Source organism: Sphingobium sp. YR768, assembly GCF_900111125.1.
Classification (GTDB): domain Bacteria; phylum Pseudomonadota; class Alphaproteobacteria; order Sphingomonadales; family Sphingomonadaceae; genus Sphingobium.
The window spans coordinates 61,687-78,416 of sequence record NZ_FOGE01000005.1 but is presented as its reverse complement, the minus strand read 5'-3'; the positions used below and the strand labels follow the sequence as shown (position 1 = coordinate 78,416).

The following is a 16,730-nucleotide window of genomic DNA, read 5'->3' as shown; positions in this document are numbered from 1 at the left end:
CGATCGCCATCCTCGTCATTCCTGCCTTCCAGCGCTAGAGCAGCCACGCGCGCAGGTAAACAGCTTGGCCGTTGCCAAGACCCTGCCCGGCCCTCTATGGCAGCGGCCAGAACAGCATAACGGACCCGCACAGGCATATGGCCACTGGCCTCTCCGCAATTTTCATGACCAACCGCGCGGCGCTGCTTCGCTTCCTGCGCGCACGCGGCGCGGGGGAAGACGCCGAAGATCTGTTGCAGGACATGTGGATGAAGCTGGAGGCCAAGGATCTTGGTCCCGTCACCGATCCCCTGCCCTATCTGTATCGCATGGCGAACAATCTGATGCTCGACCGCTACCGGTCGTCCAGCCGGCGCGAACGGCGCGAACAGGACTGGGCGGAAGGGGCCGGCGGCGTCATGGCCGATCCCAGCGAGGATATCGGCGTCGATGAACGCATGATCCTCAACCAGCGGCTGAACGAAGCGCGCGCCGTGCTGCGCGATCTGGGACCACGGGTCGAACTGGTGTTTCGCCGCTTCCGGATCGAAGGGGTGGGCCAGCGCCTCATCGCGGAGGAACTGGGCGTCAGCCTGACCACGGTGGAGAAGGATCTGCAAAAGGCCTATCGTGCCATGCTGCTCCTCAAGCAGAAAATCGATACGGAATGAGCGGGCTGGCGGCGTCAGGGTCAGCAAGGGGCAATAAGGAACAGGGCTGGAGCCATGATTAACGAGGAGGCGCTGGGTTGGGTCATCCGTACCCGCGACCCGGAATTTCAGGATTGGGAGGCCTTCACCCTGTGGCTGGAGGCGAATCCAGCGCATGCGCCCGCTTATGACGCCCTGATGGCGGCGGATAGCGATCTGGACAACATCGTGCCCGAAGAACCCGTCATCATGCCGGTGGCCGCCAATGATCGTGGCCCTCGCCGCCCGTTGCGCTGGATCGCAGGCGGCGCGGTGGCGGCGGCACTGGTCGGCGTCATCTCGGTCGGGCTGCTCAACCGCAGCAACATTTACAGCGTCACCACCCGCCCCGGCGAAACCCGCACCATTGCGCTGGATGATGGCACGCGCGTCGAACTGAACGGCGGCACGACCATGCGCTTCGATCGCAAGGATGCCCGTTTCGCTGCGCTCGACGCAGGCGAAGCCGCCTTCACCGTGCGTCATGACGCCGCCAATCCGTTCCGCGTGACCGTGGGCGACGCCGTGTTCGAAGATGCCGGTACGGTCTTCAACATCGTCCACACAAAGGACGCGACCCATATCGGCGTGTCGGAAGGCAAGGTCGTCTATAATCCGGATGCGGAGGCGATCGCCCTGCCCGCCGGTCGCGCCCTGTCCGACGATGCGCAGGGCCTGCGCCTGATGGACGTGGCGCCGGGGGCCGTTGCCAGCTGGCGACAGGGCCGACTGGTCTATGCCAACGCCTCCATCGCCGACATCAGTCAGGATATCGGCCGCTCGCTGGGCGTGACGCTGACCGCAGCACCGGGCGCGCGAGCGATGCGCTTCACCGGCACCATCCGGCTGGATCGCGATCCGGCGCGCTTCTTTGCCCAGGCCGCGCCGCTCATGGGCCTGACCGCCGTCCGTCAGGGCGATGGCTGGCTGTTGAAGGAAGGGCCCGCTAAGGAAGGGGATGGTCCGCAAAACTGACCTCCTGATCGTCACCGTCCTCGCCACAGCGACCCCCATAGCCGCCGTGGCGGCGGACAGACAGGATATCGATATCGCCCCCGGCAGGCTCGGTGAGGCGGCGATAGCGCTTGGCCGTCAGACGGGCATCAGCATCGGCATGTCGGACCAGTCGCTGGCGGGCATCCGCACCCCGCAGGTCAGGGGGCGCATGTCGGCCGACGCGGCATTGCGGCGCCTGCTCAAGGGTACGAGCGCAAAGGCACAACCGGTCGGCGGCAATGGCTGGCGCATCGTCCGCGCCCGCCCCGCGCCGCTTCTCGCTCCCACGCCGGTTGCTCTGCCCGCAGCCGCCCCTGAAGAACCACAGGCCGCGATCATCGTCACCGCCTCCAAGCGGGAGGTGCCCCTGCTCCGCTATGCAGGCGTTGTGGAGACTTTGGGCGACGGCATCTTCACCACGGCCGAGGCAGCGGGCGGCAGCGCTACCTTGCTGGCCCGGGTCGCCAGCCTCAGTTCCACCCATGCCGGCACCGGCCGCAACAAGCTGTTCATCCGCGCGATCGCGGACTCCGCCTTGGCTGGCCCAACGCAGGCGACAACAGGCCAGTATCTGGGCGACATGCGCCTCAACTATGCCGCGCCGGACCCGGACCTGAAACTCTATGATATCGGCCGGGTCGAAGTGCTGGAGGGGCCACAGGGCACGCTCTATGGCGCCGGATCGCTGGGCGGCATCATCCGCATCATGCCCAATGCGCCCAACATGACCGAATGGGGTGGGCAGATGTCCGCTGGCGCCTCCGCCACCCAGCATGGCGATCCGGGCGGCGACCTGTCCGCCACGCTCAACATCCCGATCGTCTCGGATAAGCTGGCGCTGCGCGTGGTCGGCTATGGCGTGCAGGATGGCGGCTATATCGATGATGTCAGCCGCGACAAGGATGACGTCAATCAGGTGCGCACCTATGGCGGGCGCGCCGCGCTGCGCTTCACCCCGAATGAGGACTGGACGATAGACCTGAACGGCGTCTACCAGCATATCGACGGGGACGACGCCCAATATGCCACCCGCAGCGTCGGCCGCCTGAAACGCGCCTCCTCGGTCGCCCAGCCCTATTATGCCGACTATCTGCTCGGCAATGTCCGCATCGAACGCCAGTGGGATTCGCTCCACTTCGTCTCCTCGACCGGCTATGTCCGCCACATACTGGCCGAAAGCTATGACGCCACCCAGCCAGATGGCGCCCCGGCCCTCTTCCGCCAGCGCAATCAGGTCAGCATCTTCTCCACCGAAAACCGGCTGGTGCGCGATCTGGACAATGGGCTGGGCTGGATATTGGGCGCCTCCTACCTCCAGAGCACGTCGGACCTCGACCGGTCGCTGACATCCTTCGGCACGCAGACGATCGAACCGCCGATCATTCCCGGCGTCCCCCTCTATGGCATGGGCCGCGCCGCCGCCGCGACCGGCGTGCGCAACAGCGTCAAGGAAGCCACGCTGTTCGGCGAAGCCTCGTTCGAACCGGTCAAGGGCCTTATCGCCACTTTCGGCGGCCGCCTGACCAACAGCCGCCTGTCGGGCGAAGCGCTCGATCCTGGCGCCTTTCTTTCCTCCAGCGATCTCGCCCGCGCCGAAGCACAGGCCAATCGCAGCGAAACCTTCTTCCTGCCGTCGGCCTCGCTGCTGACCGACGCGATCCCCAATGTCACCCTCTATGCCCGCTTCCAGCAGGGTTTCCGGCCCGGCGGCCTTGCCGTCGACGACCAGCGCGTCCGCCGCTTCCAGAATGACCGCGCCTCCACCGTGGAGATCGGTGCGCGCAAGGGCGTGCCGGGGCGCGATGTCTTCGCCGCCAGCGCCAATGTCGCCTATACCGACTGGCGCAATATTCAGGCCGACGTCACCGACCGGATCGGCCTGCCCACCACCGCCAATATCGGCGACGGGCGCATCTATACGGTCGAAGGGCGGATCGTCCTGCGCCCCACTCGTTCGCTCACGCTGGATGCCAGCGCCATCTATAATGACAGCCGCCTGACCCAGCCGACCGATTTCGTGCGTGCGCTCTCCTATGAAGGCCGCTCGCTCAGCCTGCCCAACGTCGCCAATCTGGGCGGGCGCCTCGCCCTCGACTATCGCGCGCCGCTGACGACGGAGATGGACCTGCACCTGATGGGGTCCGCCCGCTATATCGGCAAGTCGCGCCTCGGCGTCGGCCCGATCCTGGGACAGACGCAGGGCGATTATGTCGACACCAGCCTCTCGGCCAGCGTCACGCGCGGGCGGGTGCAATATTCGCTGTCGCTTACCAACCTGTTCGACAGCAACGGTAATCGCTTCTCGCTGGGCACTCCGTTCGATCTTCAGACCGATTATTATACGCCCCTGCGTCCCCGAACCATACGGATCGGCGTCGACTTCGCTTTCTGAATAAATATTCATCGCATTGCCTGACGGAAGCCACGCTTCGGCACCGTCCCATGCGGACGCGCCCCCAGAATATCGAGCGCGGCACGCAGAGGAGACATCATGCGACATCTACTGGCCTGCACGGCCATCGCCCCGGTTCTGGCGGCCCTTACCGTGGCCGACGCGGCGGCAGAAACCACCATCGGCACCGCCACCACCGCTGCCGTCAAGACCTCCACCGTGGCCAACGGTGCGGCTGACGACATCACCATCAGTTCCGCCGGATCAATCAAGCTGACCAGCGGCGCCGCCGTCACCATCGACAGCAACAACAAAGTGTCGAACGCCGGCACCATCACCATCAACGACGCGAATAACGTCACCGGCATTCTGGTCGGCCCCGGCACCAGCGGCGCCATCACCAACAGCGGCACCATCACGCTGACCGAAGACTATACCGCGACCGACACGGACAGCGACGGCGATATCGACGGCGCCTTCGCCAAGGGCTCGGGCAAGAACGGCATCTGGGTTCAGTCCGGCGCGGCCCATGTCGGCAATATCGACCATAGCGGCACGATCACGATCGAGGGCAATCAGTCGGCCGGCATTCGTCTGGACGGCGCGCTCACGGGCAATCTGTCGACCAGCGGCACCACCAGCGTGATCGGCGACAACAGCTATGGCGTGGTCGCCAATGACGTGACCGGCAATGTCACGCTGCGCGGCAGCACATCGGTCACGGGGGCCAACAGCATCGGCGCGGCGTTGCTGGGCGACGTCACCGGCGCGGTCAAGATCCAGGGCACGATCACCAGCACCGGTTATCGCAGCACCACACGCCCGACCGACGTGACCAAGCTGGACGCGGACGACCTGTTGCAGGGCGGTTCCGCGCTGGTCATCGCCGGCAACGTCACCGGCGGCATCATCTTCGACGTTCCACCCACGCTGGACAGCACCAAGCCCGACGTCGATGGCGACGGACTGACCGACGCTACGGAAGGCAGCGCCGCCGTCATCACCTATGGCAAGGCCGCAGCGGTCCAGATCGGCGCGGCGGGCAGCGACACCACCATTGGTGCGGTCGCGGCAGGCAACACCGGCTATGGCCTGATCGTCAATGGCGGCATCGCCGGCTATGGCATCTATGACGGCGTCGATGCCAATGGCCTGGCCATCGGCGGGCTGGGGGGCGACGTCAGCATCGCCAAGGGCGTAAAGGTCGCCGGCACGGTCGCCGCCGTCTCCTATGACAGCAACGCCACCGCCCTGCGCCTTGGCTCCGGCGCGAGCGCCGGCACGATCGAGGTCAGCGGATCGGTTGCAGCCAGCGGATCGACGAAGGACGGCACGGTCGCACGCGGTCTGGTGATCGACGCCGGCGCGACCGCCGGATCGATCATCGTCAGCGGCACCGTGGCGGCGGCGGCAGGCAGCACGGAAAAGGGCAGCGCCATCGCGATCCTCGATTCGTCCGGCACCGTCTCCAGCCTGTCCAACACCGGCAAGATCAGCGCGACCGGGGGCAAGAGCGGCTCCAACGTCGCGATCGACCTGAGCGCCAGCAGCAGCGGCGTCACGCTGACGCAGGCGGCGGCCTCCGCCACCGCTACAACCATGCCCAGCATCATCGGCGACATTCGGCTGGGATCGGGTAATGACGTGCTGACCGTGTCGGCCGGCACCATCACCGGCAATCTCAGCCTGGGCGCCGGCAACGACAGCATCGCCCTGTCCGGCGCCTCCAGCCTGACCGGCAATATCGCCTTTGGCACAGGCGCCAACAGCCTGTCGCTGGCGGGCACATCCTCGGTCGCTGGCACGGTCGATTTCGGCGGCGGCGCCGGCACCCTGACGCTGGGCGGCACATCGTCCCTGTCGGGCGCGATCGCCAATGGCGGCAATGTCGCCGTGGCACTGAACGGCGGCACGCTCAACAGCACCGGCACCGGTTCGGTCGCATTGGCTTCGCTCTCGGCCAGCGGCACATCGACGCTCGGCGTCACGATCAATGGCAAGACCGGCGCCAGCACCGTCTATGACGTGGCCGGGGCCGCCAACTTCGCCAGCGGATCGCAGGTCAAGGTCAACCTCACCCAGGTCGGCGGATCGGTTGGCGACTATGTCATCGTCCGCGCCGGATCGCTCAGCGGATCACCGACGCTCACCAGCGCCGCCCTGCTGCCCTATATGTTCAAGAGCAGCGTCACCGGCGACAGCGCCGCCGGCACCGTGACCCTGTCGATCGCGGCGAAGAGCGTGTCGGAACTGGGCCTGAGCGGTTCGACCGCCAGCGCCTATTCGGCGATCTTCAACGCGCTGGACAATGATGCCGACGTCGCCGCCGCCTATCTGGCGATCAACGACGGATCGACCCTGACCAGCAATCTGCGCCAGATGCTGCCCGACCATGCAGGCGGCACGTTCGAAGCGGTCACGTCGGGATCGCGCGCCACCGCCCGTATCCTGTCCGACCCCAATGGCATCTACCGCACCAAGGACGGACGCCTCGGCTTCTGGTTGCAGCAGGTGGCCTTCGGCAGCGCCAAGAGCGTAGGCAGCACCGCCTCCTACGACATCACCGGCTGGGGCGCCGGCGGTGGCCTGGAATATCTGAGCGACATCGGCGCGTTCGGTGGCTCCTTCGCCTATATTCACGGCAGCGACAACGGCGGGTCGAACAATGCGGTCGATTCCGACCAGTTCGAGCTGGCGGCACACTGGCGCGGCCAATGGGGTCCGCTGCTCAGCTTCGCCCGCCTGTCCGCCGCCCGCATCAAGTTCGACGGCACCCGCCATTTCGAAAGTGGCGACGTCATCCGAACGGCGGACGGCAACTGGAACGGCACGCTCATGTCCGCGACGGCAGGCGTCGCCTATCAGGTGGACATGGGCCGGTTCAGCCTGCGTCCGGCAGTCGGCATCGACTATTACCGGCTCAAGGAGAATGGCTATAGCGAAACCGGCGGCGGCGATGCGTTCAACCTGACCGTGCTGGGCCGCACCAGCGACGAACTGACCGCCAACGGCACGGTCACGGCCGGATACGACTTTGGCAGCCTGAACAAGGAAGATGGCTGGGTCCGTATCGAACTGGAAGGCGGCCGTCGGCAGATCGTCGGCGGGTCGCTGGGCGACACGACCGCCTATTTCAAGGATGGCGATCGCTTCACCCTGGTGTCGGAAGATCGCACGAACGGATGGACCGGCCGTGCCCGCCTCTATGGCGGCACCGACACCTTCCGCGTCGGCGGCGAATTCGGCGCGGAGGAACAACAAAGTCACGTCGCTATCTCATTTCGGGCGACGGTTAACTTCGTCCTGTGACGTCTAAGGGTTGAACAGGCGGGCCACACCCCACAGACCCTCCCGGTCCGTCTGTTCCGCTCCGGCACAAAACCCTCCCCAAGGGCGCCGGGCATAAAAGAGGGGCGTCGCTGGTCCCCCCGGCGGCGCCCCTTCTTTTTGTCTGGTGGCTTTAAAGGCTTATTCCGCCTTGATTTCCACCGGCTTCAGCTTCGCACTCATCGCATCGAATGCCGCCTTGTCGGCTGGCGACAGGTTCGGGCGCCCGGCCATGATCCCCATCTGGATGTTGCACTTGGAATAATAGGTTTCGCCCGGCTCGATCTCCAGCCGCAGCGTGTCGGTCGCCTCGCTCTTGACCGAATATTCGTGAATGCCCGGTTCGGCATAGACGACCGCGAACTTGCCCGGCGGCAGGCTGGTCAGCTTCTCGCCCTTCTCGTGCACTGCACAGGAAATGGCGGAACCGACGAAACCGCCCTTGCGGAAGAAGACGATCTTGCCCTTGCCGTCCGGAATATCCGAAGCCGGGGCGGCGACAGTATCCGCCGCGACCGGTGCATCCTGCGCTACAGCGGACGTTGCGCAGCCAAGCGCGATCGCCGCCAGAAACATATGGCTCTTCATTTCATTGCCCTCCTGTTGAAAATTCAGTTTCCGTTCGCTGACAGCGTGAACGGAAGATCGGCGACCAGCTTCGCCTGTCCCCTTGCACCAACCGGCACATCGACATCGCTTCCCGCGATGAACAGCACGACCGGCGCGGCGACCAGCCCGACCAGAATGGCTTCATCCGTGCGACTGTCCCCCACCTGCGCGAAGCGGAAACTGCGCAACCCGATCTTCTGCCCCTGATGCTCGATGAACCGGGCAGCCAATATTAGCTCACCCGCCTTCCCGCCTGCCCGCGCGCGTGCAGCATGGATCACTTCGCCTTCGCCCAGCGCACCGGCGGGAATGACGGTCGCGCCACTCGCTCCAACCGGTACCGTCGTGCGAATGCGAAAACGGTCCCCAGGCTTGGACAGCTTGGAGTTTATCGGGTCCAATATCTCGAAATCGACATAGGTGCCGGCCGGTACGACTGTCGTCAGCGGTGCTGGCGTCGCCATGATCGGCTCGCCTGCAACCTGCGCCTGCGCCCCCGCGCCAAGCCCCAAAAACGCAACGGCCCACAGCCCCTTGCGCAGCATATTCCCCCCCTGTCCAGGCCACGAATCCCCCGACTCGAAATGGCCTGAACAGAGGCTTATCGCCTGATTTTACAATCGTATAGGGGGAAGACTGTCGATCAGGCCAACAGCGCCTTCTTCACCAGTTCGTTGACGACCTGCGGGTTTGCCTTGCCCTGCATCGCCTTCATCGTCTGGCCGACGAAGAAGCCGAACAGCGCTTCCTTGCCGCCGCGATATTGCTCGACCTTGTCGCCATTCCGGGCAAGCACCTCAGCCACCGCCGCCTCGATCGCGCCGGTGTCGGACGTCTGCTTCAGGCCCTTCTCCTCGACGATCTTGCCGGGCTTGTCGCCCGTTTCCAGCATGATCTCGAACACCTGCTTGGCGATCGTGCCGCTAATCGTGCCATCGGCCACCAGCGCCAGCAATTCCGCGCCTTCCTCGGGACTTACGGGGCTTTCCTCAAGCGACTTGCCAATGCGGTTGAGCGCGCCATAGAGTTCCGACAGCAGCCAGTTGGCCGATGCCTTGGCGACGTCGCCCTCGCTCTTCTTCTGGATGCGTGCGCCTTCGGCCAGCAGCGCCTCGAACCAGCGCGCCGTGTCGGCGTCGGCAGTCAGGGTCGCGGCATTATAGGCGGACAGGCCCAGAGCACCTTCATAACGTGCCCGCTTGGCGTCGGGCAGTTCGGGCAGCGACTGGCGGCATGCCTCCAGAAATGCGTCGTCCAGTTCCAGCGGCAACAGGTCGGGATCGGGGAAGTAGCGATAGTCATGCGCATCTTCCTTCGACCGCATCGACCGCGTCTCGTTGCGATCCGGATCATAGAGGCGCGTTTCCTGCACGATCTTGCCGCCGGCTTCCAGCACGTCGACCTGACGGTTCGCCTCATGCTCGACCACGGCCATCACGAAGCGGACCGAATTGACATTCTTCGTCTCGGTGCGCGTACCGAACTCTTCACCCGGACGACGCACGGAGACGTTCACGTCAGCGCGCATCGAGCCCTGATCCATATTGCCGTCGCACGACCCGACATAACGTAGAATCGTTCTCAGCTTCGACAGATAAGCCCCTGCTTCAGCAGGGGAACGCATGTCCGGCTTCGACACGATTTCCATCAGCGCCACGCCCGACCGGTTGAGGTCGACATAGCTGCTCGTCGGATGCTGGTCATGCATCAGCTTGCCGGCATCCTGCTCGACATGGATACGCTCGACGCCGATCACCTTCTTGCTGGCGTCGGGGTTCTTTTCGTCCAGCACGATCTCGATCTGCCCTTCACCCACGATCGGGTGATAAAGCTGGCTGATCTGATAGCCCTGCGGCAGATCCGCGTAGAAATAATTCTTGCGGTCGAAGCGCGACCATTTGTTGATCTGCGCGTCGATCGCCATGCCGGTGCGCACAGCCTGGCGGATGCACTCGCGGTTGGGCACGGGCAGCATGCCGGGCATGGCCGCATCGACTAGGCTCACCTGCGTATTCGGCTCCGCGCCGAAAGCGGTCGCAGCACCGGAAAACAGCTTGGCGTTCGACGTCACCTGCGCATGGACTTCCAGGCCGATCACGACCTCCCACTCGCCGGTTGCGCCCTGGATGCGATAGGTTGATTCAGTCATGTTCGATCCGTTTCGGGAGTGATGAGGATAAGCTCTGGAAAATAACGCCGGTAATGGGCTGGGTCGCGAGTCAGCAAGGGCATGTTGCAAACGATCGCATGCGCACCGATGAAAAAGTCAGGCAGGACGCGATAGGCCTTGTCCTTGTCGCGCATGCCCCGATAGGTGACAAAACGCTGCCCCGCAATAAAGGCGGTCCGGTCGTCGATCGGCTCTGATACCAGTCCCAGAAAAGACAATGCATCGTGCAAATCTGCGAGAGAAGCATAATTGCGGCTCAGCTCGGCCAGAATGATGGCGTTGAACAGTACGGGGCCATCACGCCGTGCGTCGCTCAACCTGTCGATGGACCAATCACCCCACACATCATCGCCCGACAAGATGTCGATAACGATGTTCGTATCAACAAATGTCATTCGGGCTCCAATCTGTGCGGACGGATATAGTCCATATATTCATCCGTCGTAGCGAAACCCGTATCGATGGAACCTGCGACGGAAAGGATCGCCGCCTTGATTCTGGCACGCCGTTCCTCCGCCGTTTCCTCGACGGCCGGGGCGGCGGGCAAAACAACAGCCTCACCGCGATCGTTGATCCCGATCCGCACGGGTTGACCCGGCACCAGACCGATACGATCGCGGATAGCCTTGGGCATGAGCACTTGCCCCTTGCTGGTCATGTTGACCACCGTCTCCTCGTCGATCCTGCTGTGCATGTTCATCATGGAAACTCCAGTGTTACCACAGGTAACACTTCGCCGGTCGAATACAATATGGTCAGCTACCGTTCCATCGGTTCACACGATTACGCGCACGCCGTTTCAGAATTTTCCGCCGAGCGGGCGTTTGAACTGCGACACCGGTCCGTCCGAATTTCAGCCGCTTGAAACCTTCGACGAGGCCTTCTCCAATGAATTGGAAAAGGATCTCGCCGGTCCAGTTCACCACCACTTGTCCGGCCGCGCCGTGAAGCCCGAACGCTCCTCGATCGCAAGGGCGGCATTCAGTACGGTCTGCTCGTCCAGCGCCTTGCCGATGATCTGCAAGCCGATCGGCAGACCCGCCGAATCCAGCCCGCCCGGCACCGCCATCGCCGGCAGCCCCGCCAGCGAAGCCGGCACGGTGAAGACGTCGTTCAGATACATGGCCAGCGGATCGGCCTGCTTCTCGCCCAGCGCGAACGACGCACTCGGCGCGGTCGGCGTCAGCAGCAGGTCGCACGTCTCGAAAGCCTGCTCGAAATCGCGCGCGATCAGCGCCCGCACCTTCTGCGCCTGCGTATAGTAAGCATCATAGAAGCCGGCCGACAGAACATAGGTGCCGATCATGATGCGGCGCTTCACTTCCGGCCCGAAACCGGCGGCGCGGGTCGCGGCATACATGTCCTGCAATCCCGCCCCATCGGGCAGGTCGCGCTGGCCGTAACGCACGCCATCATAGCGGGCGAGGTTCGAAGACGCCTCTGCCGGCGCGATGATATAGTAGGTCGGCAGCGCATATTTGGTATGCGGCAGCGACACGTCCACCACCTCGGCGCCGGCATCCTTCAGCCAGGCAATACCGCGATCCCACATGGCGGAGATTTCTGCGTTCAGGCCATCGGGGCGATATTCCTTGGGAATGCCGACCTTCTTGCCCTTGAGATCGCTCGACAAATTCGCTTCCCACTGGGGAACCGCCAGATCTAGGCTGGTCGAATCCTTGGGATCGAAGCCCGACATGACCTCCAGCAGGATCGCATTGTCGCGCACCGTGCGCGCCATCGGCCCGGCCTGATCCAGCGACGACGCGAACGCCACAATGCCCCAGCGCGAACAACGGCCATAGGTCGGCTTGATGCCGCTGATGCCGGTGAAGGCGGCCGGCTGGCGGATCGACCCGCCCGTATCGGTGCCGGTCGCCGCCGGACAAAGCCGCGCGGAAATGGCCGAGGACGAACCACCCGAAGACCCACCGGGCGCCAGCGCCGCGTTGCCGCCGTCCTTGCGCCGCCAGGGCGAAATCACATTGCCATAATAGCTCGTCTCGTTGGACGATCCCATGGCGAACTGGTCGAGGTTCAGCTTGCCCAGCATCCCCGCGCCCGCCGCCCACAGCTTGCCCGACACGGTCGATTCATAGGTCGGCACGAAGCCTTCCAGCATGTGGCTGGCGGCGGTCGTCTGCACGCCGTTGGTGCAGAACAGATCCTTCATGCCGATCGGCACGCCGGCAAGCTGACCCAGCGTTTCGCCGGCGGCCTTCGCCTTGTCGGCCGCATCGGCCGCTTCCAGCGCCTTTTCGGGCGTTTCCACGATGAAGGCGTTCAGCGCCTTGGCAGCGGCGACATTGGCGTTGAAGCCTTCCGCCACTTCACGCGCCGAAAAATCGCCCGCGCGAAAGCCGTCGCGGATTTCGGCTACGGTAAGATCAGTCAGATCGGTCTTCGACGTCTTAGGCACTGACGGGGGCGGAGTAAAATTTTGGGCCATCATGAAGCCCATCATGGGTGTCTTGCTCATTATTCGATCACCTTGGGCACCGCGAAGAAGCCATGTTCGGCCTGCGGCGCATTGGCCAGCACCTTGTCGCGCACATCGCCATCATTGATGACGTCGTCGCGCAGGCGTTGATGGTTGGGGATGACGGCCGTCATCGGCTGTACGCCGGTCACGTCCACCTCGCCCAGTTGCTCCACCCAGCCAAGGATGTTGTTGAGTTCGGGCACCATGGCTTCCGCTTCTGCATCCGTCACCGAAATGCGCGAAAGGCTGGCGATCTTTTTCACGGTCTGAAGGTCTATCGACATGGGCCAAGCCGCTAGCACCCGCACCTGCCCGCTTCAAGCGGCTTTAAGCACCGGCCCACTCCCCGCCCGGCCGCTCAACGGCAGCATAATATGGGCGGTCGGGTGGAGGAGTGGGCTGGTGCCGCTGCAAAATGCGCTCTTCCGCGCATTTTCAAACAGACTCCCGCCTCTTGCGCCCATGGCTTGCTTCGGTCAGACAGGGGCGACAATTTCGGAGAGTGTGGGTGGCGCGCAAATTCCTCTATGTCATCGCGACCTTGGTAGTGCTGGTGATCGCCGCACTGCTGGTCTATCGCGTCTGGGGCATGCAGCTCATCCGCATGGTGATGGTGCCGCGCGAACCCTTCACCCAGCTTCAGCCGCTCCCCGCCGATGCCTATATCGACGCGAAGATGTGGATCGCCCGGCCCGACATCGAAAAGGATAATGTCGCGCTCTGGACGCCCGCCGGCGTTCCCGCGAACAAAACGCCCGGCAAGGCCGCGATCTTCTTCATCCACCCCACCAGCTACATCACCACCTTCGGCGATTCCCACTGGAACGCCCGACTGGATGACAAGGATGCGGACGCCACCGCCCGCCGCTTCGTCATGGGACAGGCCAGCGCCTTCAACGCCGCCGGCACCGTCTGGGCGCCGCGCTATCGCCAGGCCAATTATGGCGCCTTCCTCACCGAAAAGCCCGCCGGGGATCAGGCGCTGGACGCCGCCTATCGCGACGTGGCGCAGGCCTTCGCCGCCTTCCTGAAAGCGAACCCCACCGGCCCGCTGATCCTGGCCGGCCATAGTCAAGGGTCGCGCCACCTGTTGCAATTGCTGCGCGAACAGGTCGCCGGAAAGCCCGTCGCCGATCGCGTGGTCGCCGCCTATGTCGTGGGCTGGCCGGTATCGGTGGAGGCAGACCTGCCCGCTCTGGGCCTCCCCGCCTGCGCGGGACAGAATCAGGCCCATTGCATCGTCAGCTGGCAAAGCTATGCCGAACCGGCCGATCCGTCCGCCGTGGTCGAAAGCTTCGAACGCAAGACCGGCTATACCGGCCAGCCGCGCAAGGGCACGCATATGCTCTGCACCAACCCGATCACCGGCGCCTTCAATGGCAAGGCTGCGGCCAGCGCCAACAAGGGCACGCTTGACGCCCGCGAACAGGGCCAGCCGCCCAGGCTCGTCACCGGCGTCGTCCCCGCCCGCTGCGACACCAGCGGCGTGCTGATGATCGGGGAACCGGTCGACATGGGCCCCTACACGCTGCCGGGCAACAATTACCACGTCTACGACTATAGCCTCTTCTGGGGCAATGTTCGGGAAGACGCGCAGAAACGACTGGCCGCTTTCACGAAGAAGTGACTTCGCCGCCGGGACGTGGCAGGGCGACACCATGAAATTGGTAACAACGGATCGCGTCGCCTTTCGGGAGGCTTTGCCGCAGGGCGGACGGCTGATCGGCATGGATGTCGGCACCAAGACGATCGGCCTCGCCCTGTGCGACGCCCACTGGACGATCGCCAGCCCCGCCTACACCGTCACCCGTGGCAAATTCAGCAAGGACAAGATCGGCCTCGCCGCCTTCATCGAGCAGCAGCAGGTGAAGGGCATCGTCATCGGCCTGCCGCTGAACCTCGACGGCAGCAACAGCCCGCGCAGCCAGTCCAGCCGCGCTTTCGCTCATAATGTCGCCGATCTGGGATGCCCCGTCCTGCTCTGGGACGAGCGCTGGTCAACCCAGGCCGTCACCCGCACCTTGCTGGAAGCCGACGCCAGCCGCGCCCGCCGCGACGAACTGGTCGACAAACTCGCCGCCAGCTATATCTTGCAGGGCGCGATCGACGGCCTGGTCGCGGGGATGGAATAACGCAAAAATCGTCACCCCCAACTTAACCGTCACCCCAGCGAAGGCTGGGGTCTCAGGCGAAGGCGCGTGATGGCCGGGAAGGCAAAGCGCCAAAGCCAAAGATGGAGACTTCAAACATGCCCCCCCGCCCCATCCTGCACGCTGCATCACTGGCCGCCGCCCTGCTCCTCCCCGCCACGGCCCATGCCGGTTTCTATAGCGGCAACGATCTCTACGCCGTCTGCACTACGGAGAAGGACGACAAGGAATTTTTCGAAAAATCCTATGAATGCCTGGGCTATATCAGCGGCGCAGTGGATGCGTTCAACACGACGCGCGAAGCCGTTGGCCTCAAAAGCTGCATCCCCGGCGACGTGACCATCAGCCAGCTACGCGGCACCGCCGTCACCTACATGAGCAAGAACCCCAAGGACCGCGCCAAATCCGCCTCCTCCCAGGTCTTCGCCGCCACCCGAAAAGCATGGCCCTGCCCCACAGCCAAGCCCGCAGCAAAGAAGAAGGCGACCAGGAAGAAGCGGTAAGCTGTCGATCTTCCTCAGCCCCCGCCCTATCCTACACCCCCATCCCCCCGCTAAAATCCCGCCCGGCTCTTTCCACCGTCCGGCACCCCGACTTTCCGATAGGATCACCCTCGCGTAACAAAATGTCGAAATCCACGGGACATATGCGAAGTTAAGCGGCGCAAATCCTATCCCTCGAACGCCGCGATGATCGGGCATGGCCCCTCTTCGCGCGCATGGCATTGCCGCGCCAGCCGCTCCAGCGCCCCACGTGCCGCCTGCAATTCCGCGATCTTCAGGTCCAGCGCCGCCATCCGCTCCGCCGCCAGTTCGCGCGCCCGCGCCCGGTCCTGCCCGGCGTCCAGTTGCAGCAACTCGCCAATCTGCTCCAGCGTGAAGCCCGCCCGCTGCGCCGACCGGATGAAGCCCAGCCGCCGCACATCGCCATCGGCATAGCGGCGTATCCCTTCGCCGCGCTCCGGCCTGTCCAGCAACCCGCGCCGCTGATAATAGCGCACCGTCTCCACATTCACCCCCGCCGTGCGGGCCAGCGCGGAAATCGTCATGCTCATGCCTTGACTCCGTACTATGGTACGGACCCTATATAGGCGTCATCCGACCGACAACAGGGATATCAGATGACCAGCCCCGCCTCCGAAACCGGCCCCAAAAGCGCCAGCCTCTACCGCATGGTGATGCCCGGCCACATTTGTCCTTATGGGGTCAAGGCCCGCTGGCTGCTCCAGCGGCGCGGCTACGCCATCGACGACCACTGGCTCACCACCCGCGCGGAAACCGACGCTTTCAAGGCGCAGCATGATGTGAAGACCACGCCGCAAATCTTCATCGATGGCCAGCGGATCGGCGGCCATGACGATCTGCGCCGCTATCTGGGCCTGAAGGTGAAAGACCCGAAGGCGACCAGCTATGTCCCGGTGCTGGCGGTCTTCGCGGTGGCGGCGCTGCTGGCGCTGGCGGTCAACTGGCTGACTTTCCTGCCGCTGATCAGCTTCGTCACGCTGGAGCGCTTCGTCGCGATCGCCATGATGCTGCTGGCCATGCTGAAATTGCAGGATGTCGACCGGTTCGCGACGATGTTCCTCAATTACGATCTGCTCGCCCGCCGCCTGCCACCTTATGGTCAGGCCTATCCCTTTCTGGAACTGGGCGCGGGCCTGCTGATGCTGACACGGGCGCTGGACTGGCTGTCGATCCCGATCGCCCTGTTCATCGGCGGCATTGGCGCGGTATCGGTGTTCAAGGCGGTCTACGTCGAAAAGCGCGACCTCAAATGCGCCTGCGTCGGCGGCAACAGCAATGTCCCGCTGAGCTTCGTCTCCCTCACCGAAAATGTGATGATGGTGGCCATGGCCCTGTGGATGCTGACAGGCATCCACTGAACCAAAAGCGCGGATGCTGACAGGCATCCACTGAACCAAAAGCGCGGATGCTGG

Annotated in this window: 16 protein-coding genes; 8 read left to right on the top strand and 8 right to left on the bottom strand. The window is 64.2% G+C overall.

What is annotated here, in order from left to right:
- Positions 1–137 precede the first annotated feature (137 nt).
- The 4 genes from BMX92_RS08815 (at position 138) to BMX92_RS08800 (ending at position 7,365) form a co-directional block, all read left to right on the top strand.
- A complete protein-coding gene (locus BMX92_RS08815) occupies positions 138–650 on the top strand; it encodes an RNA polymerase sigma factor (RefSeq protein WP_093015195.1) in 513 nt (170 codons plus the stop codon).
- Between the two features lie 54 nt (positions 651–704).
- A complete protein-coding gene (locus tag BMX92_RS08810; protein WP_093015191.1) occupies positions 705–1,643 on the top strand; it encodes a FecR family protein in 939 nt (312 codons plus the stop codon).
- Positions 1,627–4,056 carry a TonB-dependent receptor domain-containing protein gene (locus tag BMX92_RS08805; protein ID WP_093015188.1) on the top strand — a complete coding sequence of 810 codons (2,430 nt, stop codon included), beginning with the start codon at positions 1,627–1,629 and terminating at the stop codon, positions 4,054–4,056. Before BMX92_RS08810 ends, BMX92_RS08805 begins: the two co-directional genes overlap by 17 nt.
- Before the next feature lie 99 nt (positions 4,057–4,155).
- Positions 4,156–7,365 (top strand): autotransporter domain-containing protein, encoded by a 3,210-nt coding sequence (locus BMX92_RS08800; protein WP_093015185.1) that lies wholly within the window; start codon positions 4,156–4,158, stop codon positions 7,363–7,365.
- A 159-nt stretch (positions 7,366–7,524) separates the two neighbouring features.
- Here the strand turns inward: BMX92_RS08800 and BMX92_RS08795 are convergent, their stop codons facing one another.
- The 7 genes from BMX92_RS08795 to gatC all read right to left on the bottom strand — a co-directional run bounded on the left by BMX92_RS08795 (position 7,525) and on the right by gatC (position 12,928).
- Positions 7,525–7,971 (bottom strand): DUF2846 domain-containing protein, encoded by a 447-nt coding sequence (locus BMX92_RS08795; protein ID WP_093015182.1) that lies wholly within the window; start codon positions 7,969–7,971, stop codon positions 7,525–7,527.
- 23 nt (positions 7,972–7,994) lie between these two features.
- Positions 7,995–8,537 (bottom strand): hypothetical protein, encoded by a 543-nt coding sequence (locus BMX92_RS08790; RefSeq protein ID WP_093015179.1) that lies wholly within the window; start codon positions 8,535–8,537, stop codon positions 7,995–7,997.
- 98 nt (positions 8,538–8,635) lie between these two features.
- Positions 8,636–10,141 (bottom strand): Asp-tRNA(Asn)/Glu-tRNA(Gln) amidotransferase subunit GatB, encoded by a 1,506-nt coding sequence (gatB, locus tag BMX92_RS08785; protein ID WP_093015176.1) that lies wholly within the window; start codon positions 10,139–10,141, stop codon positions 8,636–8,638.
- Complete coding sequence (locus tag BMX92_RS08780; protein ID WP_093015173.1) at positions 10,138–10,557, bottom strand: type II toxin-antitoxin system VapC family toxin; 420 nt, start codon at positions 10,555–10,557, stop codon at positions 10,138–10,140. Before BMX92_RS08780 ends, gatB begins: the two co-directional genes overlap by 4 nt.
- The gene (locus BMX92_RS08775) at positions 10,554–10,865 is read right to left on the bottom strand and encodes an AbrB/MazE/SpoVT family DNA-binding domain-containing protein (RefSeq protein ID WP_256213330.1); all 312 of its coding nucleotides are present in this window, start codon (positions 10,863–10,865) and stop codon (positions 10,554–10,556) included. Before BMX92_RS08775 ends, BMX92_RS08780 begins: the two co-directional genes overlap by 4 nt.
- 216 nt (positions 10,866–11,081) lie before the next feature.
- Positions 11,082–12,611 (bottom strand): Asp-tRNA(Asn)/Glu-tRNA(Gln) amidotransferase subunit GatA, encoded by a 1,530-nt coding sequence (gatA, locus tag BMX92_RS08770; protein ID WP_093015597.1) that lies wholly within the window; start codon positions 12,609–12,611, stop codon positions 11,082–11,084.
- Between the two features lie 29 nt (positions 12,612–12,640).
- Positions 12,641–12,928, bottom strand: a complete 288-nt coding sequence (gene gatC / locus BMX92_RS08765; protein WP_093015170.1) for an Asp-tRNA(Asn)/Glu-tRNA(Gln) amidotransferase subunit GatC — start codon at positions 12,926–12,928, stop codon at positions 12,641–12,643.
- Between the two features lie 224 nt (positions 12,929–13,152).
- On the opposite strand from gatC, the gene BMX92_RS08760 reads away from it, so the two are divergent.
- The 3 genes from BMX92_RS08760 to BMX92_RS08750 all read left to right on the top strand — a co-directional run bounded on the left by BMX92_RS08760 (position 13,153) and on the right by BMX92_RS08750 (position 15,297).
- Positions 13,153–14,271 (top strand): DUF3089 domain-containing protein, encoded by a 1,119-nt coding sequence (locus BMX92_RS08760; protein ID WP_093015167.1) that lies wholly within the window; start codon positions 13,153–13,155, stop codon positions 14,269–14,271.
- Between the two features lie 31 nt (positions 14,272–14,302).
- A complete protein-coding gene (gene ruvX / locus BMX92_RS08755) occupies positions 14,303–14,776 on the top strand; it encodes a Holliday junction resolvase RuvX (protein WP_093015164.1) in 474 nt (157 codons plus the stop codon).
- Between the two features lie 116 nt (positions 14,777–14,892).
- Positions 14,893–15,297, top strand: coding sequence for a Rap1a/Tai family immunity protein (locus BMX92_RS08750; RefSeq protein WP_093015161.1), 405 nt, complete (start codon positions 14,893–14,895; stop codon positions 15,295–15,297).
- Positions 15,298–15,464: 167 nt separating this feature from the next.
- Here BMX92_RS08750 and BMX92_RS08745 read toward each other — a convergent pair whose 3' ends face one another.
- Positions 15,465–15,848, bottom strand: coding sequence for a MerR family transcriptional regulator (locus BMX92_RS08745; protein WP_093015158.1), 384 nt, complete (start codon positions 15,846–15,848; stop codon positions 15,465–15,467).
- Positions 15,849–15,914: 66 nt separating this feature from the next.
- On the opposite strand from BMX92_RS08745, the gene BMX92_RS08740 reads away from it, so the two are divergent.
- Positions 15,915–16,676 (top strand): MauE/DoxX family redox-associated membrane protein, encoded by a 762-nt coding sequence (locus BMX92_RS08740; RefSeq protein ID WP_093015155.1) that lies wholly within the window; start codon positions 15,915–15,917, stop codon positions 16,674–16,676.
- Positions 16,677–16,730: the final 54 nt, after the last annotated feature.

Bases quoted from the DNA above. Each gene is read 5' to 3' on its own strand.
- BMX92_RS08815 (WP_093015195.1), top strand. From the start codon at position 138: ATGGCCACTGGCCTCTCCGCAATTTTCATGACCAACCGCGCGGCGCTG.
- BMX92_RS08810 (WP_093015191.1), top strand. From the start codon at position 705: ATGATTAACGAGGAGGCGCTGGGTTGGGTCATCCGTACCCGCGACCCG.
- BMX92_RS08805 (WP_093015188.1), top strand. From the start codon at position 1,627: ATGGTCCGCAAAACTGACCTCCTGATCGTCACCGTCCTCGCCACAGCG.
- BMX92_RS08800 (WP_093015185.1), top strand. From the start codon at position 4,156: ATGCGACATCTACTGGCCTGCACGGCCATCGCCCCGGTTCTGGCGGCC.
- BMX92_RS08795 (WP_093015182.1), bottom strand. From the start codon at position 7,971: ATGAAGAGCCATATGTTTCTGGCGGCGATCGCGCTTGGCTGCGCAACG.
- BMX92_RS08790 (WP_093015179.1), bottom strand. From the start codon at position 8,537: ATGCTGCGCAAGGGGCTGTGGGCCGTTGCGTTTTTGGGGCTTGGCGCG.
- gatB (WP_093015176.1), bottom strand. From the start codon at position 10,141: ATGACTGAATCAACCTATCGCATCCAGGGCGCAACCGGCGAGTGGGAG.
- BMX92_RS08780 (WP_093015173.1), bottom strand. From the start codon at position 10,557: ATGACATTTGTTGATACGAACATCGTTATCGACATCTTGTCGGGCGAT.
- BMX92_RS08775 (WP_256213330.1), bottom strand. From the start codon at position 10,865: ATGATGAACATGCACAGCAGGATCGACGAGGAGACGGTGGTCAACATG.
- gatA (WP_093015597.1), bottom strand. From the start codon at position 12,611: ATGGCCCAAAATTTTACTCCGCCCCCGTCAGTGCCTAAGACGTCGAAG.
- gatC (WP_093015170.1), bottom strand. From the start codon at position 12,928: ATGTCGATAGACCTTCAGACCGTGAAAAAGATCGCCAGCCTTTCGCGC.
- ruvX (WP_093015164.1), top strand. From the start codon at position 14,303: ATGAAATTGGTAACAACGGATCGCGTCGCCTTTCGGGAGGCTTTGCCG.
- BMX92_RS08750 (WP_093015161.1), top strand. From the start codon at position 14,893: ATGCCCCCCCGCCCCATCCTGCACGCTGCATCACTGGCCGCCGCCCTG.
- BMX92_RS08745 (WP_093015158.1), bottom strand. From the start codon at position 15,848: ATGAGCATGACGATTTCCGCGCTGGCCCGCACGGCGGGGGTGAATGTG.
- BMX92_RS08740 (WP_093015155.1), top strand. From the start codon at position 15,915: ATGACCAGCCCCGCCTCCGAAACCGGCCCCAAAAGCGCCAGCCTCTAC.